Origin of the sequence: Kitasatospora sp. NPDC004723 (genome assembly GCF_040609255.1) — a bacterium.
Lineage (GTDB): Bacteria > Actinomycetota > Actinomycetes > Streptomycetales > Streptomycetaceae > Kitasatospora.
Map to the genome: position 1 here is coordinate 39,881 of NZ_JBEXJT010000009.1, position 23,998 is coordinate 63,878.

At 75.5% G+C, this 23,998-nt stretch carries 22 protein-coding genes; 13 read left to right on the top strand and 9 right to left on the bottom strand.

Going from position 1 to position 23,998, the window contains the following annotated elements; genetic code table 11:
* Nucleotides 1-48: 48 nt before the first annotated feature.
* The gene (locus ABZW10_RS12835; RefSeq protein ID WP_355363383.1) at nt 49-1,878 is read right to left on the bottom strand and encodes a glycoside hydrolase family 15 protein; all 1,830 of its coding nucleotides are present in this window, start codon (nt 1,876-1,878) and stop codon (nt 49-51) included.
* A 260-nt stretch (nt 1,879-2,138) separates the two neighbouring features.
* Here ABZW10_RS12835 and ABZW10_RS12840 point away from each other — a divergent pair, with 260 nt between their 5' ends.
* Nucleotides 2,139-2,339 (top strand): hypothetical protein, encoded by a 201-nt coding sequence (locus ABZW10_RS12840; RefSeq protein ID WP_355363385.1) that lies wholly within the window; start codon nt 2,139-2,141, stop codon nt 2,337-2,339.
* Nucleotides 2,340-2,374: 35 nt separating this feature from the next.
* Here ABZW10_RS12840 and ABZW10_RS12845 read toward each other — a convergent pair whose 3' ends face one another.
* The gene (locus ABZW10_RS12845) at nt 2,375-5,101 is read right to left on the bottom strand and encodes a LuxR C-terminal-related transcriptional regulator (RefSeq protein WP_355363387.1); all 2,727 of its coding nucleotides are present in this window, start codon (nt 5,099-5,101) and stop codon (nt 2,375-2,377) included.
* 268 nt (nt 5,102-5,369) lie between these two features.
* Here ABZW10_RS12845 and ABZW10_RS12850 point away from each other — a divergent pair, with 268 nt between their 5' ends.
* Nucleotides 5,370-5,888 carry a hypothetical protein gene (locus tag ABZW10_RS12850; RefSeq protein WP_355363389.1) on the top strand — a complete coding sequence of 173 codons (519 nt, stop codon included), beginning with the start codon at nt 5,370-5,372 and terminating at the stop codon, nt 5,886-5,888.
* Between the two features lie 144 nt (nt 5,889-6,032).
* On the top strand, nt 6,033-6,509 hold the full coding sequence (locus ABZW10_RS12855) for a hypothetical protein (protein WP_355363391.1): 477 nt from the start codon (nt 6,033-6,035) through the stop codon (nt 6,507-6,509).
* A gap of 87 nt (nt 6,510-6,596) precedes the next feature.
* Here ABZW10_RS12855 and ABZW10_RS12860 read toward each other — a convergent pair whose 3' ends face one another.
* The 5 genes from ABZW10_RS12860 to ABZW10_RS12880 form a co-directional block, all read right to left on the bottom strand.
* On the bottom strand, nt 6,597-7,163 hold the full coding sequence (locus tag ABZW10_RS12860; RefSeq protein ID WP_355363393.1) for a GNAT family N-acetyltransferase: 567 nt from the start codon (nt 7,161-7,163) through the stop codon (nt 6,597-6,599).
* An 87-nt stretch (nt 7,164-7,250) separates the two neighbouring features.
* Nucleotides 7,251-7,499: a type B 50S ribosomal protein L31 gene (locus ABZW10_RS12865; RefSeq protein WP_355363395.1), complete on the bottom strand. Its 249-nt coding sequence runs from the start codon at nt 7,497-7,499 to the stop codon at nt 7,251-7,253.
* Nucleotides 7,500-7,558: 59 nt separating this feature from the next.
* Nucleotides 7,559-7,723 carry a 50S ribosomal protein L33 gene (rpmG, locus tag ABZW10_RS12870; protein ID WP_355363397.1) on the bottom strand — a complete coding sequence of 55 codons (165 nt, stop codon included), beginning with the start codon at nt 7,721-7,723 and terminating at the stop codon, nt 7,559-7,561.
* Between the two features lie 124 nt (nt 7,724-7,847).
* Nucleotides 7,848-8,735 carry a hypothetical protein gene (locus ABZW10_RS12875; RefSeq protein WP_355363399.1) on the bottom strand — a complete coding sequence of 296 codons (888 nt, stop codon included), beginning with the start codon at nt 8,733-8,735 and terminating at the stop codon, nt 7,848-7,850.
* Nucleotides 8,736-8,849: 114 nt separating this feature from the next.
* Nucleotides 8,850-9,488: an HD domain-containing protein gene (locus ABZW10_RS12880; RefSeq protein WP_355363400.1), complete on the bottom strand. Its 639-nt coding sequence runs from the start codon at nt 9,486-9,488 to the stop codon at nt 8,850-8,852.
* 155 nt (nt 9,489-9,643) lie between these two features.
* On the opposite strand from ABZW10_RS12880, the gene ABZW10_RS12885 reads away from it, so the two are divergent.
* From ABZW10_RS12885 to ABZW10_RS12910, 6 genes are all read left to right on the top strand, one after another.
* Nucleotides 9,644-10,120 carry a hypothetical protein gene (locus tag ABZW10_RS12885; protein ID WP_355363402.1) on the top strand — a complete coding sequence of 159 codons (477 nt, stop codon included), beginning with the start codon at nt 9,644-9,646 and terminating at the stop codon, nt 10,118-10,120.
* Nucleotides 10,121-10,826: 706 nt separating this feature from the next.
* Nucleotides 10,827-13,403, top strand: coding sequence for a class III lanthionine synthetase LanKC (lanKC, locus tag ABZW10_RS12890; protein WP_355363404.1), 2,577 nt, complete (start codon nt 10,827-10,829; stop codon nt 13,401-13,403).
* A gap of 80 nt (nt 13,404-13,483) precedes the next feature.
* Nucleotides 13,484-13,621 (top strand): SapB/AmfS family lanthipeptide, encoded by a 138-nt coding sequence (locus ABZW10_RS12895; RefSeq protein ID WP_350571418.1) that lies wholly within the window; start codon nt 13,484-13,486, stop codon nt 13,619-13,621.
* Between the two features lie 133 nt (nt 13,622-13,754).
* Complete coding sequence (locus ABZW10_RS12900) at nt 13,755-15,563, top strand: ABC transporter ATP-binding protein (RefSeq protein ID WP_355363407.1); 1,809 nt, start codon at nt 13,755-13,757, stop codon at nt 15,561-15,563.
* A 153-nt stretch (nt 15,564-15,716) separates the two neighbouring features.
* Entirely contained in the window at nt 15,717-17,105 is a 1,389-nt protein-coding gene (locus ABZW10_RS12905) for a pyridoxal-dependent decarboxylase (RefSeq protein ID WP_355363409.1), read from the top strand.
* A gap of 92 nt (nt 17,106-17,197) precedes the next feature.
* Entirely contained in the window at nt 17,198-17,596 is a 399-nt protein-coding gene (locus tag ABZW10_RS12910) for a PLDc N-terminal domain-containing protein (protein ID WP_355363411.1), read from the top strand.
* 12 nt (nt 17,597-17,608) lie between these two features.
* Here the strand turns inward: ABZW10_RS12910 and ABZW10_RS12915 are convergent, their stop codons facing one another.
* Nucleotides 17,609-18,997, bottom strand: a complete 1,389-nt coding sequence (locus ABZW10_RS12915) for a hypothetical protein (RefSeq protein WP_355363413.1) — start codon at nt 18,995-18,997, stop codon at nt 17,609-17,611.
* Nucleotides 18,998-19,292: 295 nt separating this feature from the next.
* On the opposite strand from ABZW10_RS12915, the gene ABZW10_RS12920 reads away from it, so the two are divergent.
* The 3 genes from ABZW10_RS12920 to ABZW10_RS12930 are packed head-to-tail and all read left to right on the top strand — an operon-like array spanning nt 19,293 to nt 21,750.
* On the top strand, nt 19,293-19,763 hold the full coding sequence (locus ABZW10_RS12920) for a DUF6325 family protein (protein ID WP_355363415.1): 471 nt from the start codon (nt 19,293-19,295) through the stop codon (nt 19,761-19,763).
* A gap of 42 nt (nt 19,764-19,805) precedes the next feature.
* A complete protein-coding gene (locus ABZW10_RS12925; protein ID WP_355363417.1) occupies nt 19,806-20,102 on the top strand; it encodes an SHOCT domain-containing protein in 297 nt (98 codons plus the stop codon).
* 49 nt (nt 20,103-20,151) lie between these two features.
* The gene (locus ABZW10_RS12930) at nt 20,152-21,750 is read left to right on the top strand and encodes an MFS transporter (protein WP_355363419.1); all 1,599 of its coding nucleotides are present in this window, start codon (nt 20,152-20,154) and stop codon (nt 21,748-21,750) included.
* A 105-nt stretch (nt 21,751-21,855) separates the two neighbouring features.
* Here ABZW10_RS12930 and ABZW10_RS12935 read toward each other — a convergent pair whose 3' ends face one another.
* Complete coding sequence (locus ABZW10_RS12935) at nt 21,856-22,674, bottom strand: methyltransferase domain-containing protein (protein ID WP_355363421.1); 819 nt, start codon at nt 22,672-22,674, stop codon at nt 21,856-21,858.
* Nucleotides 22,675-22,950: 276 nt separating this feature from the next.
* Here ABZW10_RS12935 and ABZW10_RS12940 point away from each other — a divergent pair, with 276 nt between their 5' ends.
* Entirely contained in the window at nt 22,951-23,958 is a 1,008-nt protein-coding gene (locus tag ABZW10_RS12940; RefSeq protein WP_355363423.1) for a polysaccharide deacetylase family protein, read from the top strand.
* Nucleotides 23,959-23,998: the final 40 nt, after the last annotated feature.

Here is a 23,998-nt window from a genome sequence, read left to right on the forward strand (position 1 = left end):
GTGCTGCAGTCGGGCGGGGACGGGACGGGGACGGGGTGCGCGCGGGGGTCAGGCGGCGCCGCGCCGGTCGAGCTCCTCGTCGAGCGCGAGCGCCGCGTCGATCAGCGCGAGGTGGGTGAACGCCTGCGGGAAGTTGCCCAGTTGCTCGCCGGAGGGCCCGATCTCCTCGGCGAACAGGCCCACGTGGTTGGCGTAGGTGAGCATCTTGTCGAAGGCGTAGCGGGCCTGTTCGACCCGGCCGGCCCGGGCGAGGGCCTCGACGTAGAGGAAGGAACAGAGGTTGAAGGTGCCCTCGGTGCCGCGCAGCCCGTCGGGCGAGGCCGACGGGTCGTAGCGGTAGACCAGGCTGTCGCAGACCAGCTCCCGGTCCATCGCGTCCAGGGTGGACAGCCAGTCCGGGTCGGTGGGGGAGAGGAATCCCACCTTGGGCATCAGCAGCAGCGAGGCGTCCAGGACCTCGGTGTCGTAGTGCTGGACGAAGGCCTGCCGTTTCGGGCTCCAGCCCCGCTGCACCACCTGGCGCAGGATGTCGTCGCGCACCGAGCTCCAGCGGTCCAGGTCCGCGGGGCGGGCGTGGGTGCGGGCCATCCGCACCGCGCGGTCGAAGGCCACCCAGCACATCACCCGGCTGTAGGTGAAGTCCTGGCGTCCGCCGCGGGTCTCCCAGACCCCCTCGTCGGCGCGGTCCCAGTGTTCGGTCAGCCAGTCCACCAGCCGGCGGAAGGCGTCCCAGCCGCGCAGCGCGCCCATGTCGCCCCCGTCGGCGGCGAACGCGTAGGCGGCCTCGCCGTAGATGTCGAGCTGGAGCTGGCCGGCGGCGGCGTTGCCGGCCCGCACCGGGAACGAGCCCAGGTAGCCCTCCCAGTGGCCGAGCGTCTCCTCGCTCAGGTGCGGGTCGCCGTCGATGCGGTACATGATCTGCAGCCGCTCGCGCTCGGCGGCGGCGGCCTCGACCCGGTCGCGCACCCAGCGGCGGAACGCCGTCGCCTCGTCGTGGAAGCCGAGCCCGATCAGGGTGTGCACGGAGAGCGAGGCGTCGCGGATCCAGGTGTAGCGGTAGTCCCAGTTCCGCTCGCCGCCGACCTGCTCGGGCAGGCCCATGGTCGCCGCGGCGATCAGCGCCCCGGTCGGCCGGTAGCTGAGCAGCTTCAGCGTGATCGCCGAGCGGTCCACGATCTGCTGCCAGCGTCCGTGGTAGTTCGACGACTTCAGCCAGCCGTACCAGAAGGCCCGGCAGGCGTCGAAGGCGGCGAGGCTCTCCTCGTCCCGGGGCGCGCCGGGCAGGGCGGTGCCCGGCGGCCGGCTGGTCAGCACGACGGTGGCCATCTGCCCGGCGTCCAGGGTGAACCGCGCGGTCACATCGGTGCCGTCCGAGCGCAGCACGACCGGCTCGGTGGCCTGCACGCACAGCTCCTGGCCGGCCCCCTCCAGGACGGCGGTGCGCTCGTCGGGCAGGGCGAGCCCGTGGGTGGCCCGGCCGTAGTCGAAGCGGGGTCGGCACTCCAGGACGAACGGCACCTGGCCGCGCACCACCCGCGCCACCCGGAGGATCCGGTGCTGCTCGCTCGGCGCCGGCGAGGCGTCCGGGAGCATGAGGTCGATCACCTCCGCCACCCCCTGCGGGGCGAGGAAGCGGGTGACCACGATGGCCGTGCCGGCCAGGTAGAGCTGCTTGACCCGGGCGTCCGGCACGGCCTCCCGGTCGACGGCGAGCCGGCACCGGCCGCCCTTGCGGTGGTCCAGCAGGGAGGCGAACAGGCTGGGGGAGTCGAACCGGGGGGCGCACCACCAGTCGATGTCGCCCTCGGTGGAGACCAGCGCGGCGGTCTGCAGGTCGCCGATGATGCCGTGCTCGGCGATCGGGGGGTAGGGACTCATGGCGGATGCTCCCTCGGCGGACGACGGGACCCGGACGGCGCGGTCCGGACGGCGGGAACCGCCTGCGCCGCCACCGTACGGGGGGCGGTCCGGGCGGAGGATCACCCCGGGCGGGTGAACGCCCGCCGGGCGGCCCCGCCGCGCCCCGCCGCTCCGGCCGCCGTGCGTCCGGCCGGGCGGGTCACCTCGTGGGGGTGATGCGCCGGGTTCCCGGGGCGACCAGGCTGGAGGCCACCGTCGAAGCGAAGGGAGCCGGCCCCATGCGCTACGAGATCCGGGTGTCCGGCGTGCTGCAGGAGACGACCCGCCGGGAGGGCTTTCCCGAACTGGAGAGCAGGGTCGTTCCCGATCACACCGTTCTGTACGGGGACGTCGTCGACGAGGCCCACCTGTTCGGTCTGCTGAACCGCTGCCAGGCGCTGGGCCTGCGGGTGACGGAGCTGCACCGGCTGCCCGAGTGAGGCGCCCCGCCGTCGGCCCGCGTGCCGCCGTCGGCTCACGGGCCGTCGAGCAGGTGCAGCCGGGCCGCCGTGCGCACCGCCTCGCGGCGGTTCGCCGTCAGCAGCTTGCGGTTGATGCTCTTGAGGTGCGTCTTCACGGTGTTCGGCGACAGGTACAGCTCGTCGGCGATCTCCTGGGTCGACAGCATCCGCGCCGCGTGTTGCAGCACGTCGCGCTCCCGCTCCGTCAGCGCTTCGGTCAGCAGGTCGGCCGGCGGCTCGGCGGGCGGTTCGGCCGGCGCCCGGGTCGGCGGCCGACCGCCGGAGGGCGGGCCGTCCGGGCGCGGGTCCGGCGCGGACGGGCGCAGATCGCCGGGCAGCCAGGTGTGGGCCCGGGCCAGCCGGGGCTGCCGGTGCAGCTGGCGCCGCACCCAGGGCGCGGACTCGCGGAACGGCCGGAGCAGACCCTCCGGCTCGGCGGCGGCCAGGGCCTGCGCCAGCAGCCGGGCGCTCTCCGGCCCGCCGGGCTCGGCATCGGCCTGGGCCAGCAGCAGCAGTGCCCGGGTCCGGGTGGCACCGCCCACGGCGGGGTCGTCGCGCAGGGCGCGCAGCTGGGCGAGGGCGCCCGCCTCGTCCAGGCCGGCCGCCAGCCGGGCCCGCGCCACCACCACCAGCGAGTCCGGCGCCCTGGTCGGCACGCCCTCCAGGGCCGCCACCGCCGCCTGCGGCCGGCCGGCGGCCAGATGCGCGGCGCAGGCGGTCACGGCGAGGCGCTCGCGGCTCCAGTCGGACGGGCGGTCGGCGAGGCCGCCGTCCTCCCGGCTCTCCTCCAGCAGTCGCAGCGCGGCGTCGGGCCGCCCCCTGGCCAGTTCCAGCTCCGCGCCGAGCACCGCGTTGCCCAGGGCCACCACGGGATCGCGCTCGGCCGCCGGGCGGGCCGCCATCCGCAGCAGCGCCCGGCGGGCGTCGGCCGGCTCGTCGCGCTCCAGCGCCGTGGCGGCCAGCACCAGGTCGCGCACCTCGGTGCGGCTGTCGGGCGGCAGGCTGGAGCGGTCGGCCTCCTCGTCGGCCTCGCGCACCCGGTGCTCGGCCCGCCCGGAACGGCCGCACAGGTGGTCGATGAACGCGAGCCGGCACAGCGAGTCATGGCGCAGCCGGGCGGTGCCGGGTGAGGGCGGGGCCTGCGCCGCGCACTCCAGGGCCGCCCGCGCCTCGTCGAGCCGGCCGTGCCACAGCAGCGCGGAGCCGAGGCCGGCGTCGACCAGGGCGAGCAGTTCGGGGTGCCGCTCCAGCGGGCCGGCCGGTGCCCGGCGGGCCAGCTCGTGGGCGCACCGCGCGGCCCGCTCGGCGAGCGCGGCCGAGCCGAGCAGCCGGGCGGCCTCGGCCCGCACGAAGGCGGCCGCCAGCCGCAGTTCGGTCTGCTGCTCCGCCAGCCGCGGTTCGACGCGCTCCAGGACCCGCAGCGCGCCGTCCGCCTCGTCGCGGCCCAACTGGACGGCTGCCCGGACGAGTTCGGCGGCCGGGGCGTGCTCGGAGGGCGGCATCCGGGAGAACAGGGCGCGCAGCCGGGTGGCGTCCCGCCCGGCGACCAGCTCGCCGAGGGCCAGCTGGTCGACCAGCAGCTGCGCCGCCGACCCCCAGGCACCGCCCTCGACGGCGTGGTCCAGCGCCGCCCGGTACTGGCCGTGGTCGGCGAGCCAGCGCGCGGCCCGCACCCGCAGCCCGTCGACCCGATCCGGGGCGGCGGCGCGCAGGTGCAGGCGCAGGATGCCGGCGAACATCGGGTGCAGCCGGTACCAGCCGTCGGACAGCGCCTCGGTGAAGGCGTTGTCCTGGTGCAGCTGCTCCAGGATCCGCCGGCCGTCGCGGCGCCCGGTGAGCGCGTCGGCGAGGTCGGGGTGGACCCGGCCCAGGATGCTGCAGCGCAGCAGCAGGTCCTGGGTCGGCGCGGGCTGGGTGCGCAGCACCTCGGCGAGCAGGTAGTCGGAGAGCGCGGCCTGGCCGGCGTCGATCCGCCCGAGGTACGCCTCGGGCTCGCCGGAGTCCTTGGCGGCGAGCGCGAGCAGCCGCAGCCCGGCGGCCCAGCCGGACACCGCCCGGTGCACCGTGTCGACGGTGGACGCGTCCAGCCGCAGCCCGTGGCGCTCCAGCAGCTCGGCCGTCTCGGCCGGGCCGAAGGCGAGGTCGGCGGCGTGGATCTCGGCGAGCTCGCCCGCGGCCCGGTAGCGGTGCAGCGGCAGCAGCGGCTCGCGGCGGCCGACCAGGACCAGCCGCAGCTGCCCGGCCGTGTGCCGGACCAGGTCGTGCAGCTGACCGGTCAGCCGGGGGTTGTCGATGTGCTCGAACTCGTCCAGCACCAGCACCAGCGGCTGGGGCCGGGCGTTGATCCAGGCGGCCAGCCGGAGCAGCAGGGACGGTTCGACGTGCTCGGCCCGGGCCGGGGCGCCGACCTCCTCGGGCAGCCCGGGCACGCCGCCGCGCAGGGCCTCGCGCACGTAGGCCCAGAAGGTGCCGGGCTGGTTGTCGCCCTCCTCCAGGGTGAGCCACCCGGACGGCCCCGGGAGCCCGCCGCGGGCCAGCCAGTCGGCCACCAGCAGGGTCTTGCCCGCCCCCGCGGGCCCGTCGACCAGGGTCACCGGCCGGGACACGGCCGCGTCCATCCGGCGCAGCAGCCGTTCGCGCCGGACGAAGGTGGCGGCGGGCGGGCCGGGCGGCCGGATCCGGGTGAGCAGCATCGGGTCCCCGTTGGGGAGCCGCGCGGGTGCGGTACGGGTGTGCGGCATGTGGCCACCGCCTGGTGGTTCCGCCGTGCCGGAGGGCACGTCCGGGCGCGGGGCGCGAAGTGGCGGGCCGCGGGCGCACCCTCGCTCGGTCGCTCCGGGTGACGCCACTTCGACGGTAGTACGGCCTGCCCGCCGGGTGCCATCCGAACGGGCGGGACGGCCCGCCTCACCTGCCGGGGGTGAGGCCGGAGCCCGGCGCACCGGCGACGATCGTGACGAGGGCCGGTCCGGTGGGCCGGTCCGGCCCCGACCCCGCAGGAGGCCCGCCGTGACCGTCCCCGGACCGGCATCCCGCAGGCGCGCACCGGACCCGGAGGGGTCCGCTCGGCGGACCGACTACGCCGGCGCCGTCTACGGCTCGATGCTGGCGGCCTCCGTGATCGCGGCCTCGACGCTGAGCGGACCGCACCCGAGGCTCTCGCTCATCCTGCTGCTGGTGATCACCGGCCTGGTGTTCTGGGCGGCGCACGTCTACGCGCACGTCGCCGGGCAGCGTGAGGCCGGCCGCCAGGTCACCCGGCGGCAGGTGCGCGAGGTGGGGCGGCACGAGTGGCCGATCGTGGAGGCCGCCGCGCTGCCGGCCCTGGCGGTGCTGGTCAGCCCCTGGCTGGGGACGGGGGAGAACGCCTGGCTGGCCCTCGGCGTCGCGGTGGCCCAGCAGGTGGGCTGGGCCGGTCTGGGCGCCCGCCGGGCGGGGGCGACGCCGCGCCAGGTGCTCGCCGAGGGCGCGGTCAACCTGATGCTGGGCCTGGTCATCGTGGCGGCCAAGGTGGCCGTCGGGCACTGAATCACCCGGACCGGGTGGTCCCGGCGGCGCTCCGTCGTGGCGCAGTGGTACCCGGGGCAGCCGGCCCGGGTCCGGCACTCCCGGGCCGCCCGACGACCCAGCCCGACGACCCACGAGAACCCACGACAACCCACGGAGGCCACCATGACCGCCGCCGTTCCGCACGGCGCCGCCCGCCCGCCCGGGGCGCGCGCGACGACCGACCCCGTCGGCTCCGGCCTGCTGACCTTCGCCGGTGTGCTGCTGGTGCTGGTGGGCTCGCTGAACGCCCTGGACGGCATCTCCGCGATCGCCGGCTCGCACGTCTTCATCGGGAACGCCCACTTCGTCTTCGGGGACCTGCTGGCCTGGGGCTGGGTGATGCTCGCCCTGGCCGTCGCCCAGCTCGGGGCCGCCTACGGCGTCCTCGCCCTGCGCACGCAGTGGGCCCGGTGGGCCGGCGTCGTCGTCCTGGTGCTGAACGCCTTCGCGCAGATGTCCTTCGTGCCGTCCTACCCGGTGTGGTCGCTGACGATCATCGCGATCGACGTGATCGCCATCTACGCCCTGACCGCCTACGCCACCCCCGACCGGTGGGGCCCCGCCCGCTCCGAGGAACCCCCGGGCCCCGGCGGCGTCTGAGCGGCCGGGCCCTGTCCCCGCGCCCCGCGACCCCGCTACCCGGCTCGTCCGGGGGCGGGGGACCGGCGGTCCCGCACGTCCGGCCGCTCAGCCCGGCTGCGCCGTCCCCGCCGCCGGCCGATCCAGCCGCCAGACCACCTCGATCCCGCTGCCCGCGGGAGGCAGCGGCGGCGCGCCCGGCCCGCGGCGGACCTCGCTGAACCCCAGCCGGCGCGGTACGGCGGCGCTGGCGGTGTTGGCCAGGTCGTGCGCGATCTCCACGAAGTCCACGTCCGGCAGCGTGAACAGCTCGGCGGCCAGGGCCGCCGCGGCCCGGGTCGCGATGCCCCGGCCGGTCGCGGCCGGGTGCAGCCAGTACCCCAGCCCCCGCCCCCGGGGATCGGCGCCGCAGTAGGCCTGGCACATGCCGAGGAGCTCGCCGTTCCCGGCCTCGACGGCGTAGTTGAAGACCTCGCCCTCCTCCCACCGGACCCAGGACCGCGCGAGGAAGCCCCGGGTGTCCTCCTCGCTGTTCCCGGTGACCCAGGTCACCCAGGGCCGCAAGTGTTCCCGGGACTCCTCGAACAGCACCAGCGCCGCAGCGAAGTCCTCTTCTCCCCGCCACCGGCGCAGCGTGAGGTCCCCACAGTCGATGATCTCCCTCGGTCTCCCCATGGACGCCATGATGTCCCGCACCGCAGGTGTGTCACCAGAGCGGCGGGGCCGCACCCGAGCATGGGGTGCGGCCCCGCGGGGCCTCGGTCAGTACCGGTCGCCGTAGCGCCGGTGGAACTGCTCGACCCGGCCGGCGGTGTCGAGGACGCGGGAGCGGCCGGTGTAGAACGGGTGGCTCGCCGAGGAGATCTCGACGTCGATCACCGGGTAGCTGCGGCCGTCCTCCCACTCGACCGTGCGGTCACCGGTGGCCGTCGAACGGCCCAGGAAGGAGAGGCCGCCGCTCTTGTCGCGGAAGACGACGGGCCGGTACGCGGGGTGGATGGCGGTCTTCACAGGAGGCTCCTTCGGGTCGGGTCGGGTCGGGTCGGTGTGGGTCGGGCCGGTGTGGTGGGTCAGCGCTCCTCGCGGAAGTCGACGTGCCGGGCCACCACCGGGTCGTACTTGCGCAGCACCATCCGGTCCGCGTCGGTACGGCGGTTCTTGCGGGTCACATAGGTGTAGCCGGTGCCCGCGGTGGAGCGGAGCTTGATCACCGGGCGAAGTTCGCTACGGGCCATGGGGGTGTCCTCCCGGGGTCGCGCGGTGGTGGGCCGGGGCCCCTCCACTGCAATGGAAGTCGTTTTCATCCGGTTCCAACACGGGCCCCGCCCGGTCCATTCCCGGGGCCGGGGGAGCGGCGGATCAGGGCCGCGCCAGCGCCGCCACCGCCTCGGCGAAGCGCGCCGGGCCGTCCGGAACGGTGTCCAGGAAGAGGTTCGGCTCGACGAGCTCCAGCTCCAGGACGAGCGGCCGCCCGTCGCCGTCGAGCACCAGGTCCACCCGGGCGTACAGCGGCGGGCGGGGGGAGGGCAGCGCCGCCAGGGCCGCGAGCGCGGTGCGGAGCTCCGCCCCGGTCGGCCGGTACGGGGCGAGGCCGGGGTGCGGGTGGCGGTCGTTGTCGATCACCCCGGGCTCGGTCAGCAGGGGGCCCTTGCGGACCGCGTGGCTGAAGACCCCGCCGAGCAGGACCAGCGCGCGTTCGCCCTCCGCCACCCGGGGCAGGTAGGGCTGGACCATCACGCCACGGCCCCGCTCCAGCAGCGTCCGGGCGTGCCGCGCGGCCTGCTCGGCGTGGCCGGGCTCGTAACGGGCCGTGTCCAGCGCGCCCGCCGAGACGACCGGCTTGACCACGACGCCGTCGGGGCCGTCCAGTTCCGCGGGGTCGGCCGTGTCGCTCGGGGAGCCGGGTTCGAGGAAGCGGGTCGGTACGACGGCGACCCCGCGCCGGGCCAGCTCGCGCAGGTAGTGCTTGTCGCAGTTCCAGCGGATCAGCGGCGCCGGGTTCCACAGCCGGGTGGCGCGCGCCGTGTCGTCGGCCCAGCGCAGGAACTCGTCGAGCCGTTCCACGTAGTCCCACACCGAGCGGACGACGGCCAGGTCGAACCGCTCCCAGGCCGCTGCTCCGCCGCCCCACACCACCGGTTCCGCCGCCAGTCCGCGGTCGGTCAGCGCCGCCACGACGGGCGCGAGGTCGCCGTCGAGCCCGGCGCCGGCCTCGCTGGTCACCACGGCGACCCTGGTCACGGTCATGGCTGCCCTCCTGCCACCAGTCTGACCCGGCCCGCCCCGGGGGGGCGACGTGGGCGCCCCGGGCCCGGCCCCGGTGACCCGGCCCGGACCCGCCGTTCGGAGGCGGAGCGCCCGTCACTCCGGCCAGGCGGAGTCCTTGATGACCTCGACGAAGTCGCCGCGCTCGAAACCGGGCAGGTAGTGGGCCAGCACATCGGCCTTGACGTTGCCGAAGGTGGTGGCGGGCCGGTCCTTGACGCCCTCGGTGAACGCGGCGAGGATCCGGTTCTTGAAGTCGGGCCGGGGGTGGGCGTCGGTGACGGCGGCGCGCTGGGCGTCGGTGACGGCGTGGTAGCCGATGCCGAGGACGTCCAGCTCGACGCCACGGGTGACCAGGGCGATCTCGGGTGCCATGTGCAGCGGGACCTCCGGGGTGGTGTGCAGCGCGATCGCGGTCCACACCCGGTCGGCGGGTTCGCCCGTGATGCCGTGGGCGCGCAGGAAGCGGCGGGCCTCGTCGGCGCCGTCGATCTCGAAGCGCTGGTCGGTGCGGGCGTAGCGGCCGGTGAGCCCGAGGTCGTGGAACATCGCGCCGACGTAGAGCAGCTCCGGGTCGAATTCCAGTCCCTGTTCGGCGCCGCGCAGCGAGCCGAACAGGAAGACCCGGCGGGAGTGGTCGAACAGCAGCGGGGAGGCGGCGTCCCGCACCAGTTCGGTGGCCTCCGCGGCCAGTGCGCTGTCCGGGATCCGCACACCCGCGATCGTCTCGCTCATTTCGGCTTCCTTCCACTGGGGAACACTCGGTGGCTCCTCCACCCTCGCCCGGCGGCGGGGGCGGGCGCCAGACCCGATCGGCCGTTCGCCCGAGCGGTGGGCGCTGCTGCGCGGGTGGGCCGCTCCGATCGGGCGGCCGGCTCGTTGAAGGGGGTATGGCGGACGAAGCGGGTGACGGCGGATCGGCGCCGATGGTCTGGGCCCTGGCGGTGCGTGCGACGGCGGCCGGGCCGCCGTACGCGGAGCTGATCGTGGAGATCGGCCCTCGGCTGTACGAGGAGTTCGTCGAGAGCGCGGTGGACAGCGGTTTCGTGCTGGCGGCGGGGGAGCCGCCCGCCACCACCGCCGTGGTGGGGCTGCGGGGCCAGGTGCTGAGCCGGCTCGTCCTGGTGGGCGGCCGACAGCTGTGGGAGCCGTCCTCCGAGGTCCACGCCTCGCCCGGCTGGGTGGCGGCCGCCGAGGGCCGGGCCGTCGTGGTGGTGCTGCTCGTACCGCCGGGGACGTGGCCGCCGGACCTCATGGACCTCGCCCCGGAGCAGGGCGCGGAGGTGCTCGGCCGGAGCCTGGAGGCGGCCCGCACCGCGGGCGCCGTCCTGCACGGCACGGCCGCCTATGCGCAACTCGGCCGCTGACCCCGTGCTGCTGATCCCTTGGCGGGCCCCGTGCTGCTGATGGGGCGCCAGTGGTGTTCGGGGTCGGACTCGTGCGAACGAATCATTCCGATGAGGCTCCCGGTCGGTCAAGGGAAAACAAATTTCCCGACCGCCTGAAATTCTCCTGAAATAGAACGGCAATATCAAACAGCGGCCACCTGTTCGGTTTGTTGGGTGGAGGAGGAGGCGTGCCCCGGGCGGCCGGACGGGGTGGCGCGCCGGGCGCGCGCCGGGTCCGGAGTAGCCGGCCCGCGCCGCGCGGGCATCTGTCCGTCGGCCCTCGCCCGAGGGCGTCGCGGCAGGTCGACGCCGTCTCCGTGGGGGAGTGACGCCCCCGCCGCCCGCGCCTTTTGTGCGCCCCCGGACGGTTTTTCCGACCGTCGACGGGCCGTGGACGGCGCGCGGCCCCGCGCCCCGCTCGCGCAGTGGCGCGACGGGCGCCCGGGGTGCGCGATTCCGGTCGTGCGGGCGGAATGCGCGCCGTTGCGGGAGTCGTGGCAGCGAACCCAATATTCGGATGGCCTTATCGCCATACCGGAATCCCGCTTCCGGGTCCCGCCCCCTGTCGTACACCCTCGCTCCGTCGTGCCAGGGGCCGTTCCACCCCGCACTTCTCCCGTCCCGCGATCACCCGTTCCGCACTGCCGCCGCCCGCCGCCGACCCCCCGCCCCGAGGAGGGTTCCGTTGGACAACCGGTACGAGGCCTACGCCTACGCCGATCCGATCTTCTACGACTCGCCCCGGCGCTGGGGAGCGCACGAGGAGTTCGACGCCGTCACCCGCCCGCTGCCCGCCGGCTGGGAGCACGGGGACCTGGAGATGTGGGCGGTGGTGCGTCCCGTCGACGTGCGGATCCCCGACCAGGGGTGGAAGATCCACGTCTCCGCGTGCGTCGAGGACGCGGAGGAGGTGCTGGAGACCGTCTTCGCCTACTGCCTGCGCGAACACGTGACCTTCAAGTTCCTGCGCGGCCTGCCGATCCTCCAGGTGCAGAACTCCAAGTACGCGCCCCGCGGCTCCAGCGGGAAGTTCTGCACCCTCTACCCGGTGGACGACGCCGAGCTGGAGCGCTGTCTCGACGGCCTCGGCGCGCTGCTCGCCGGCCGCCGGGGGCCCTACATCCTCAGCGACCTGCGCTGGCAGGACGGCCCGCTGTACCTGCGGTACGGGGGCTTCGCCGAGCGCTACTGCCGCAACGAGGCGGGCGAGCGGGTGCTGGCCCTGGTCGGGCCGGACGGGCGGCTGGTTCCGGACGTGCGCGGGACGGCCTTCTCGGTCCCCGCCTGGGCGCCGGTGCCGGCGTGCATCGCCCCGGCCGTCGCCGAGCGCGCCGTCCAGCGCGACACCGGGCTGCCGTACACCGTGGAGCGGGTCCTGCATTTCTCCAACGCGGGCGGCGTCTACCTGGCCCGCGACGGGCAGGACGGCCCGCCGGTGGTGCTGAAGGAGGCCCGCCCGTTCGCCGGGCTGGACCAGCGCGGCGTGGACGCGGTGACCCGGCTGCGCAACGAGCACGCCGTCCTGGTCCGGCTGGCCGGCGTCCCCGGGGTCCCTGCCGAGCACGGGCTGCTGACGGCCTGGGAGCACGAGTTCCTCGTCCAGGAGTACGTGGCCGGGCAGTCCCTGAGCGAGTGGCTGACGGCCCGCTACCCGCTGATCCACCCCGACGCCGACGAGGAGGCCGTCGCCCGGTACACCCGGGAGGCCCTGGCGATCGTCGGCCAGGTCGAACGGGCCCTGGGGCAGATCCACGCCCGGGGCGTCGTCTTCGGCGACCTCCACCCCCGCAACCTGATCATCGGACCGGACGGTGGGCTGAGCTTCATCGACTTCGAACTCGCCAGCACCGTCGAGGACTTTTTGCGCCCGGCACTCGGCGCAGCCGGCTTCACCGCACCGCTCGGCGTCACCGGGCCCGACATCGACCGGTACGCGCTGGCGGCCCTGCGGCTCTGGCTCTTCTACCCGCTGGTCCAGCTCACCGCGCTGGACGCGGACAAGGCCGGCGAACTCGCCGACGCGATCGACCGACGCTTCCCGGTACCGCCCGGCTACACCGACGACATCCGCCGCCACCTCGCCCGCTCGCCCGAGGACGGCCGCACGCCCCGCCCCGAACTGGCCGCCGGCCGCGCCGGGACCCGCGCGCTGCTGGAGGCCCCGGTGGCCGACTGGCCGGCGATCAGGGACTCGCTGGCCGCCGGCATCGCCGCCGCGGCCACCCCCGGGCGCGCCGACCGGCTCTTCCCGGGCGACATCGCCCAGTTCACCCAGGGCGGGCTCGGCCTGGCGCACGGCGCGGCCGGGGTGCTCTACGCCCTGCACGCCACCGGGGCCGCCGTCGATCCCGCGCACGTGCGGTGGCTGGCCGCCGCCGCCCGCGACCGCGCCCCGGTGCCCGGGCTGTACCACGGCGGCCACGGCGTCGCCTACGTCCTGGACCTGCTGGGCGAGATCGAGCAGGCGGTCGAGCTCCTGCGTCGCCTGGCCGCCGCAGCGGGAGCCGAGGGCGAACCCGCCTCGGCCCCGACGCTGGCCTCCGGCGGGCCGGGGATCGCGCTCACGCTGCTGCACTTCGCCCGGGCCACCGGGGACGAACGGCTGCTGGACGAGGCGCTGGGCGCCGCCAGGAGCGCCGCCATGACCTGGGAGAAGACCGGTCGCGGCGACGCCGGACGGCGCGCCGGGCTGCTGGCCGGCGCCTCGGGGGCCGCGCTCGCCCTGGTCCGCCTCCACGAGCACACCGGGGACCGCGCCCTGCTCGACCAGGCCGAGGCCCTCCTGGAACTCGACCTCGACCGCTGCGTCACGGTCGCCGACGGAACGCTGCAGGTGGTCGACCGGCGCCGGGTGCTGCCCTACGTCGAGACGGGCAGCGCGGGCATCGGCCTCGCCCTGGCCGCCCTCCTCGCCCACCGGCCCGGCAGCGCCCTCGCCGAGCGGCAGGCGCCGATCCGGAAGGCGGCCGAGCCGGAGTTCGTGATCCAGCCGGGCCTGTTCAACGGACGGGCCGGACTCCTCGGCTACCTCGCGCTGACCGGCGACCCGGCGACGGCGTGGACCCGGCCGGCCCGGCACCGCGCCCTGCTGGCGCTCCACCAGGTCCCGTACCACGGTCACCTCGCCTTCCCCGGCGACCAGTTGCTGCGCCTGTCGACGGACCTGGCGACCGGTTCGGCCGGAGTGCTGCTGGCCCTCGGCACGGCCCTCGCGGGCACCCCCTTCCTCCCGTTCACCGGCCCGGCCCCCGCGCCCCGGTGACGACCCGGGCGCGCCGGCCGCGCCCCCACCGACTCCCGGCCGCCCGGCCGGGTGGTACACCGCAACCGAAGGAGAACGTCATGGCGATCCTCGACCTCCAGACCCTGGAGCTGCCCGAGACCGAGGCGGCCCCGATCGACGACACCCTCGCGAGCACCAGCTCGCTGAGCGTCCTCAACTGCGGCACCAGCACCGTCAGCACCCTGCTCTGTCTCTGACCCGACCGGCCGCCCGCACGGGCGGCCCGTGACGGTCGACCCGGCCGGAGGGTCCACGGACCATCCGGCCGGGTCCCGGTCGCGGCGGCCACCGCCGCTTCCCGACGGTCCCGCCCCAGGAGAGAGGTGTTCCGTGGCCGACCGGCCCGCGCCCGCGCCCGCCCACGCCGCCGAGCCGGCCGACGCTTCCGCGCCCGCCCCGGCCCCCGCGCCGCCGTTCGTCCGGCTGCGCCGCGAACTCACCGCCCAGCCGGTCCGCCTCACCGCCGCCCTGGCCCTCGCCGTGGTGGCCACCGCCGCCGCCCTCGCGCTCCCGCTGCTGGTCCGCCGGATCGTCGGCGACTTCTCCGACCACCGCTCGCTCGCCCCCGGACTGCTGATGATGGCCGCCGCCGCCCTCACCGGCGCGGTGGCCCAGGCCCTCTCCGGCTTCCAACTGGCGCAGGTCGGCGAGGGGATGACCTACCGGCTGCGGACCGCCCTGATGGCCCACGCGCTACGCCTGCCGCTGCCCGTCGTCCGGGCCCGGGGCACCGGCGAACTCGCCGCCCGCGTCACCTCCGACGCCCAACTGCTGGGCCAGGTGGTGGAAGTGGCGATGCAGCTGCCGCTCGCCGCGCTCAGCGTGCTGGCCACCCTCGCGGTCATGGTGTGGATCGACTGGGTGCTCACCGTGGTCACCGTGGCCGCGCTCGCCTTGCTCACCGCCCTGGTCCTGGTGATCACCCGGCGGATGCGGGCCAACGTCACCGGACAGCAGGACGCGGTGGGAAGGATCGCCCAGCGCTTCACCGCCGACCTGGAGGCCCTCACCACCATCAAGGCCTACCGGGCCGAGGAACTGGCCGACCGCGTCCTCGCCGAGGACGCCGAGCACCTGCGCGCCGTCTCGCTGACCGGCGCCCGCCTCGGCGCCCTGGTCCCGGCGGTGCTCACCCTCGGCAACCAGTTCGCCATGATCGCGGTCATCCTCACCGGCGGCGCGCGGCTGGCGGCCGGCCACCTGCAGGTGGCGGCCTTCGCCGCGTTCCTGCTCTACCTGCTCCAGACCGTCCCCTCCGTCAACACGCTGGCCACCGGGTTCGGCCGCCTCCAGGCGGGGCTGGCCGCCCGCGACCGCTGCAACGAACTCCTCGCGCTGGCCCCCGAGGCGGAGCCGGACGACGCCGCCCGGACGGCGCCCGTCCCCGCGCCCGAGGCCCCGGCGGTGGTCTTCCGCACCGTCTCCTACACCCACACCGGCGCGCGGCGCGCCGCCCTCAGCGCCGCCTCCTTCAGCATCCCGCGCACCGGACTGACCGCCGTGGTCGGCCCCTCGGGCGCCGGCAAGAGCACCGCCCTCGCGCTCGTCGGCCGCTTCGTACGGCCCGGCGCCGGATCGGTCAGCGTCCTCGGCCACGACCTGCGCGCCTGGCCGCTCGGCGCACTGCGCGCCCGCATGGCGTACGTGGACCAGGCGTTCACCCTCCTGGAGGCCAGCGCCCGCGACAACCTCCAGCTCGGCCGGGCCGGCGCCGCCGACGAGCACGAGCTGGCCCGGGCCCTGGCCACCGTCGGCCTGAGCGAGGACGTCGAACGCCTCCCGCACGGCCTGGACACCGTCCTGGGCCGGGAGTTCGACCTCTCCGGCGGCCAGCGCCAGCGGATGGCCCTGGCCCGCGCACTGCTCGCCGACGCCGACATCGTCCTGCTGGACGAGCCCACCAGCCAGCTCGACGGCCTCAACGAACTGCGCTTCCGCGAGATCGTCGACCGACTGGCCCGCCGCAGCGCCGTCGTGGTCGTCGCCCACCGGCTCTCCACCGTCCAGCACGCCGACCACGTGATCATGATGGACGGCGGCGCCGTCGTCGACGCCGCCGACCACCCCACCCTGCTCGCCCGCTGCGCCCCCTACCGGGAACTGGTGACCAGCCAGGCCGGCCCGCCCCTGCACGCCTGAAGCCGCCGGCCCGGTCCCCGCCGACTCGTTCCGGGCGTCGGCCGTCCGAGCACGTGTCCGATCAGGCCACCTGCCGCGGATTGGACCGGGACGCCGTGCGGCCCGGCGGCTACCGTCGACGACACACAGCCGACCGACCGGAGGCAGCGCGCCATGCACCCCGAACTCGCCGCCGATCTGGAGCGGTTGCCCGCCCTGCTGGAGGAGACCCGGCAGGCCGCGGCCGCCTTCCTCGGCTCGCTCGACGAGCGGCCGGTGGTCCCGCCGGCCGACCCGCCCGCCCGGACGCCGCTGGTCGACCGGGGCGGTGGTCTGCGGGTGGCGCTGGCCGAGTTCGCCGAGCGCTGGGAGCCGAGGCTCTCGGCCGCGGCCGGGCCGCGCTACTTCGGGTTCGTCACCGGCGGCGCGACCCCGGCCGCGCTGGCGGGCGACTGGCTGACCGCCGCCGCCGACCAGAACTCCAACTCCTCGCTGGACGGCGCCGGCCAGCAGCTGGAGCGGGAGACGGTCGGCTGGCTGCGCGAACTGTTCGGGCTCTCCGCCGCGCACAGCGGCACCTTCGTCAGCGGCGCGACCATGTCCAACACGGTCGGCCTGGCTGTCGCCCGCCAATGGCTCGGCGAACGCCTCGGTGTGGACGTGGCGCGGGACGGCACCGGCGCGCTCGGCCGGGTGCGGGTGCTGTCGGGCAGCGCGCACTCCAGCGTCGCCAAGGCCCTGTCCGTGCTGGGCCTGGGCCGGGCCGCCCTGGTACCGGTGCCCGTGCTGCCCGGGCGGGAGGCGGTGGATCCGGCCGCGCTGGAGCGGGCGCTGGCCGAGGCCGACGGCCCCTGCGTGCTGGTGGCCAACGCCGGCACGGTCAACACGGTGGACTTCGACGACCTGCGGGCGCTGGCCGACCTGCGCGACCGCTACGGCTGCTGGCTGCACGTGGACGCCGCGTTCGGCGCCTTCGCCGCCCTGGTCCCCGAGCACGCCGACCTGGTGGCCGGCCTGGACCGGGCCGACTCGATCTGCGTCGACCTGCACAAATGGCTCAACGTGCCGTACGACAGCGCCGTGCAGTTCACCCGGCGCCCCGACCTCCAGGCCGAGGTGTTCCGCAACGCGGCCGCCTACCTGGGCCCGCTCGGCGAGCACCCCGACCTGGTGCACCTCACCCCGGAGAACTCCCACCGGCTGCGCGCCCTCGCCGCCTGGTTCACCCTGCGCGCCTACGGCCGGGACGGCCACCGGGAGATCGTCGAGCGCTGCGTGACCGGCGCCCGCGTACTGGGGGAGGCCGTCGCGGCCACACCGGGCCTGCGGCTGCTGGCCCCGGTCCGGCTGAACGTCGTCTGCTTCACCCTGGCCGAGGACCCCGACGCCGAACGCCTCGCCGCCCTGGCCGCCGCCGTGGCCGACGAGGCGTTCCTGACCCCCACCCACTACGCCGGCGTCCCCGCCCTGCGCGCCGCCTTCAGCAACTGGCGCACCACCGAAGCCGACGTCCGCCGAACCGCCGCCGCCCTCGCCCGCGCCCTCCGCACCCCCGCCGACTGACACCCGGCTCACCCGTCAGGGGTGGTGCGCGGGCGGGCGGGGTGGGCGACGGTGGGCGCGAGGGGGTTCGGCTTCTCCTCCGGAGGCGGGCGATGGACAGCTATCCGCTCTTGAACATCTTCCTCACGACCATGTGGATCTTCCTCTGGATCCTCTGGTTCATGCTCCTGTTCCGGGTCTTCGGCGACCTGTTCCGGGACGACTCCGTGAACGGCTGGGGCAAGGCGGGCTGGTGCGTGCTGCTGATCATCCTGCCGTTCCTGGGTGTGTTCATCTATCTCATCGCGCGCGGGAAGGGCATGGGGATGCGCGAGATGGCGCGCGCGAAGGAGGCCGAGGCGGAGTTCCGCACCTACGTGCGTGACGCGGCCGCGACGGAGACCAAGCCGGCCAGCGCGGCCGAGGAGCTGGCCAGGCTCGCGGAGCTGAAGCGCGACGGCTCGATCACGGAGGAGGAGTACCAGCGCGCCAAGGCGCTCGTCCTGGAGTGACGCGGCAAACCGTCACCGCTCCCCGTCCCCCGCCCCGGCCGGCGCGGGGGGCGTCGGCGCGGGGGACGGGGGCGCGGGGGTGACCGGGTGGGCGGGGGCGAAGAACTCGCGCAGGGCGAAGGCCGCCAGCACGACCACCGCGAACCAGAACACCACCATCCCGGTCGGGTGGTCCCACAGGACGAAGACCACGGCGGCGACGACCAGGATCAGCACGCCCAGCCAGCGCTTCCAGCGGCGGACGAAGCGCTCCACCGGCCCGGCCCGGAACCCCGCCGCGTCGGCGGAGGACCGCAGCGCCGCGACCCCGTGCCCGGTCACCGAGCGGATGGTCACGGCGGCGCGCGAGGGACCGATGAAGAACGCCCCGAGTGCGACGACCACCGCCAGGAAGCCGATCATCCGTACGCCGACGCGCAGGTAGTGCACCAGGGCGTCGTAGACGGCGCCGGCGGCGGCCTGCGAGGCGTCCGCGGGCAGGTGGTCCAGGAAGTAGGAGCGGAAGACCGCCAGGGCGATGCCGAGCAGCAGCATGGCGGCCCCGATGCCGAGCGCGGCGCCGACGAGTGCGCGGCGGCGGTTGAAGGCGGTCAGCACGCCGGCCGCGGCGATCAGGACCGTGATGACCGGCAGCCACCAGCCGAGGATCTGCAGGAGCCGGAACCAGCCCTTGATCTTGGCGAGGTCGGGCGAGGAGAACACCACGAACGAGGTGTGCACCTCCGGGATCTTGGCGGCGGGCGCGAAACCGGCGTTGACCAGCTCCGTCTTGACGCGTTCCACCATCGGCCCGATGTCGATCACGACCTCGTCGTTCTTCAGTTCCACCGCGCCGCCGCCCTGGCCGGTCAGGGCCTTGACCATGGTGCCGTGCGCGGCCCGTACGGCGTCCTCCCACACGGTGGCGAAGGCGTCACTGGTGACCACCCGGGTGGCGGCGCCGTGCACGAGGTCGGTCAGCGCCCCCTCCAGGGGACCGGTCAGCCCGCCCAGCAGCTGGGCGAGCCGGGGCGGCACGCCCTGCTCGGCGGCGGCCTGGGAGAGGTCGTTGACCACGGCCTTGACGTCGATCTGCTCCGTCGCGGCATCGGTGATCCGGTTGGCGAGGGCGTTCTGCACATCGGGGTTGTGGGCCAGCGGCGCCATGGTGGCGACGAACCGGTCGGTGTCGGTGATCTCGTCGTGGGTCCAGACCGCGATCACCGCGAGCAGCGACAGCACCGAGGCCACGATCACCAGGACGGTCGCGCCGGTGGTGCGCAGCCGGTGGTGCTGCGGCCCGCGCCGGGCCTCGGCCTCCAGCTGGGCGACCCGGTGGTGGAGCGCCTCCAGCTCGCCCGCGTCCGGGCGGACGGGCTCCGGGCGGTCGGGCTGCGGTGTGCTGGACTCGTCCGGTGGCATGCGGGCGGCTCCTCGCTCTGGGCGGTCCGGGGCGGAACGACGGCACCGAGCGGACGGTCGCCGTGGACACCAGCCAAGGCCCCCGCCGGGCGGACGGCGAGCAGGGTTACCCCACAGGGGTGAGGCGCTCCCCCCGGCGGAGGGAGCGCCCGGGTCACGGCTCGGGTCACCCCGAACAGGTGAGCCGGAGAGCGGGCCCGGCGGGTTAACTTCGCCGAGGGTCGGCTTCACCGCAGCGTCCGGGGCCGGCTCCCGGCCGACGCCGTCGGCCGGCCCTCCTCCGACAGGAGCCGACGTGAGCAGCGAACCCGACACCCGCGGCGAGCTCGACGACCTGGGCCCCATCGACTACCTGGTCATCGCGTTCCCCGGAAGCCACTTCACCGGCGAGGGACTGCCCCTGCTCGTCGACCTGGTCGACCGCGGCATCATCCGCATCCTCGACCTGACCTTCGTCCGCAAGGACACGGACGGCACGGTGGTCGGCGCCGAACTGGCCGATGTGACCGGCGAGGGCCGTCTCGACCTGACCGTCTTCGAGGGCGCCTCCTCCGGCGTGCTCGGCGAGTCCGACGTCGCCGAGGCCGGCGCACTGCTGGAACCGGGCGACTCCGCCGCCGTCCTCCTCTACGAGAACCGCTGGGCGGCGCCGCTGGTGTCCGCGCTGCGCCGGGAGGACGCGCGCCTCGTCGCCGGCGGGCGGGTCCCGGTCCAGGACCTGCTGACGGTGCTGGACTCGCTCGACCGGCTCGACGCCGCGAGCTGAGCCCCACCCCTCCCTCACCCCCCCTCACCCCAGGAGGAAGCCATGCCCGGACTGCTCCGCGGAGTCGCCCGTACCGCGGTGGTCGCCGGAACGGCCACCGCCGTCTCCAACCGGGTCTCCCGCCGCCAGGCCGGCCGCTGGGCGCAGCAGGACGCCCCGCAGGCCGGCTCCTACGCCGAGCCCGCCGCGCCCCCGCCCCCGCCGGCCGCCGCACCGCCCGCCGCGCCGACCATGGAGGACAAGCTGGACCAGCTCAAGGACCTGGCGGCGCTCAAGGACCAGGGCGTCCTCACCGAGGAGGAGTTCGCCGCCCAGAAGGCCCGGATCCTCGGCAGCTGACCGCGTGCTGGGCGCGCGGCGGCGAGGCGGGTGACGTGGTGGTGACGTGATGAACCGCTGGAAGACCCTGGTCGTGCTCGGGACGGCCCAGTTCCTCATGGTGCTCGACGCCTCGGTGATGAACGTGTCGATCAGCCAGCTGGTCGAGGACTTCGACACCGAGGTGACCGCGATCCAGGCCGTCATCACCCTCTACACCCTGGTCATGGCCTCCTTCATGCTGACCGGCGGCAGGCTCGGCGACATGTACGGGCGGCGCCGGGTCTTCGTGGTCGGGCTCGTCGTGTACGCGGTCGGATCGGGGCTGACCGCGGTGGCCCCGACGGTGGGTGTGCTCGCGCTGGGGTGGTCGGTCATCGAGGGACTGGGCGCGGCCCTGGTCCTGCCCGCGCTGGCGGCGCTGGTGGCCGGCACCTACCGGGGCCGCGACCGCGCCGTGGCCTACGGCGTCGTCGGCGGACTCGCGGGTGCCGGCATCGCGGTGGGGCCGCTGCTCGGCGGCTGGGTCACCACCTACCTGACCTGGCGGCTGGTGTTCGCCGGGGAGGTGGTCCTGGTCGTCGTGATCCTGTTCCTGATGCGCTGGGTGCCGCCGCAGCCACCACCGGAGCGGCGCCCCCGGCTGGACGTGGCGGGCGTGGTGCTGTCCGCCGCCGGCCTCGCCGCGATGGTGCTCGCGGTGCTGCAGAGCGGCACCTGGGGCTGGGTCCAGCCCCGCAACCCGCCGTTCACCGTCCTCGGCTTCGCCCCGACGCTGTTCGCGGTGGCGTTCGGGGGCGCGCTGATCTACGCGTTCGCCCTGCACGAACGCCGCCGGGAGGCCAAGGGCCTCGACCCGCTGGTCTCGCTCGCCCTGTTCGACAACCGGACGCTGCGCTCGGGCCTGGCGACCCTGTTCAACCAGAACACCGTCCTGCTGGGCCTGTTCTTCGTCATCCCGCTCTACCTCCAGGTCGTCCAGGGCCTGGACGCCTTCCAGACCGGCCTGCGGCTGCTGCCGGTGTCCATCACCATGCTCGCGGCCTCGATGTCCGGCTCCCTGCTGCTGCGGTTCGCCTCGACCCGCACCATCGTCCGGGCCGGGCTGCTGGTCCTGGTCGCCGCCACCCTGTGGCTGATCACCGTCATCGGACCGGAGCTGCGCGGCGGCTCGTTCGCCGGGGCGATGGCACTGCTCGGCATCGGCATGGGGATGCTCGCCTCCCAGCTGGGCAACACGGTGCAGTCCAGCGTGCGGCAGGAGGAGCGCAGCGAGGCGGGCGGGCTGCAGTACACGGCCCAGAACCTCGGCTCCTCGCTCGGGACGGCGCTGATCGGCGCGATCCTGATCGGCGCCCTGGCGACGTCCGTCACCAGCCGGATCGAGAGCGACCCCCGGGTCTCCGCCGCCGTCGCCGAGCAGGCCGGGGTCCGGGTGGAGGCGGGGCTGTCCTTCGTGCCCGCCGACCAGGTGGCGGCGGCGCTGGCGGCGCAGCCCGGGATACCGCCGGAGGAGGCCGCGGCCGTGGTGGAGAGCTACCAGGACGCACAGATCAACGGACTCAAGGCCGCGGTCCTCGCGTGCACGGGCATCACCGCCGCCGCCGTCCTGTTCACCCGCCGGCTCCCCGCCCGGCGGCCGACCGCCGGATCCGGGGCCGAGGAGTAGCCCGGACGCCCCTCTCTGCCCCGGGGCCGACCACCCGCGGCGGCCGTCGGCCCCGCCAGGAGCGCCGGCGTCCGGTGCTCCCCGGGGAGCGGTGGCGCGGTGCCGTCAGCGCGGCCGGTGGGCGGCGACCGCGAACATCGTCACCGACAGGTGGAAGGCGCCCCGCTCGGCGGCGGCCGTCAGGTCCTCGTAGAGCCGGTCGCGCTGCTCCACGCTCATCAGGCCCCGCCCGACGGCCGCCGCGCCGAGCCCCCGCACCAGGGGCCAGGTGACGGACCGTGGGTCGTGCAGCAGGACGTCGGAGCCGATCGCATCGACGGTCAGCCCGGCCTCCGCCAGCCAGCCGGCGAGCCGGCGCCCGGCGTCGGGGGTGGCGGCGGCGTCCCGGACGACCGTGGCCAGCGCGGACCGGACGCCGGGGGAGGCGGGGTGGAGGATGAAGGTGGCCCAGTCGGTGTCCAGCAGGGTGACCCGGCCGCCGGGCCGCAGGACCCGGGCGATCTCCGCGACGGCCCGCGCGGGATCCGTCAGGTGCTGCAGGACCCGCTCGCACCGCACCGCGTCCAGGTCCGCGTCCGGCAGCGGCAGCGCGAGCGCGTCGCCGTCCAGGAAGCGGGCCGCGCTCCCGGCCTCGGCGGCGCGCCGCTCGGCGAGGGCACGCAGTCCGGGGTTGGGCTCCAGGCCGATCGCGCTGCCGCCCGGCCCGACCGCCGCGGCGAGCACCCGCGTCTCCGAACCGGTGCCGGACCCGACGTCCAGCACCCGCTCGCCGGGGGCCGCCGCCAGCCGTTCGTGCGCCCACGCGCGCAGCCGCCGCACACCGGCGTTGGCGGCCTGCGCGTCCAGCGCGGCGACCAACCGGCCGGTGACCGCGGGATCGGCGTTGGCGGCGTGGAAGGGCGAGGTCGGCTGCGGATCGGTCATGGCCCCACTTTAGGGAGAGCACCCCGGCTCACCCGGCCGCTCCCCGTCGCGACCTTTCGTGTCCTGTCCTGTCGTTTCCTGTCTCGGCGTCAATCACGCGCCGGTGTCATCGGATTCATTCCGTTCCGCCCTATCGTCCTGGCGGGCGGGCGTCCGTATGATCTGGGCTGCCTGCCGTCGGGGACGCCTGTGGGGGCGGGACCCCGCGTGGTGCCCGGAGCCGTCCCGTCGGCCTCGATCGTTCCCAGGGAGGGCAGCGCGGTGCGGTTCGCGGGTGTGGGTGTGACGCGTGAGGGCTACCGGATCGCCGTGCCGGGGGCGGTCGAGGTGTTCGAACACTGCGGCGTGGAACGGCCGGTGGCCCGGTTGATCGAACTGGCGGCCCGAACCCCGGACGGCCTCACCGTGGTCGTCGACAGCGCCAACGGCGTCATGGACGCCTCCCTCACGGCCGCCGGGGTGCCCGTGCTGCGCGCCGACCCACCGCTCCTCGCGGACGGCGGTGCGACGGCGGAGGCGCTCGCCGCGCTCGGCCGCTCCCGTGCCGAGGCCCTGGCGGCGCTGCCCGCCGCGGCCTGGACGATGAGCGGCCGCGAGGAGGAGATCGCGGCCGCGGATCGGGCCAGCGCGCCGGTCGAGAGCGAACTCGCCTCCCGAGGACGGCTGTTGACCGGACGTGAGGACGCCGGACCGCTGGTGGCGCTGACCTTCGACGACGGCCCGCACCCGGAGTTCACCCCGCGGGTGCTGGACGTACTGCACCGCCACGACGCCCCGGCCGCCTTCTTCTGCATCGGCCTGAACGCCCTGGCCCACCCCGCCGTGGTGCGTCGGATCGCCGACGCGGGCCAGACCCTGGGCAACCACACCTGGTCCCACGCCTACCTGCCCGACCTGGGCCCGATCGGCCTCGCCCGCCAGCTCGGCCACACCCGTGACGTGCTCGCCGAGGCCTGCGGCGACGACCGCCCGGTCCGCTGGCTGCGCCCCCCGTACGGCGGGCGCAGCCCCGAACTGCTCCGTGCGGTCGACGGGTTGGGCCTCGTCACGGTGCTCTGGGACGTCGACGCCAAGGACTGGTCGCGGCCCGGCCCCGAGGTCATCGCCGACCGGATCCTGAGCCAGGTCCGCCCCGGCTCGGTGATCCTGATGCACGACGGCGGTGAGGACCGCTCGCAGACCGTCGCCGCGCTGCCCGCCGTCATCACCGGGCTGCGCGCACGCGGCTACCGCCTGGTGACCCTCGACCAGCTGCTCGCGGCCACGCGCCCCGTCGCCGCCTGAGCCTCGCCGCTGAGCCTTGCCGCCTGAAGCCTAGCCGCCG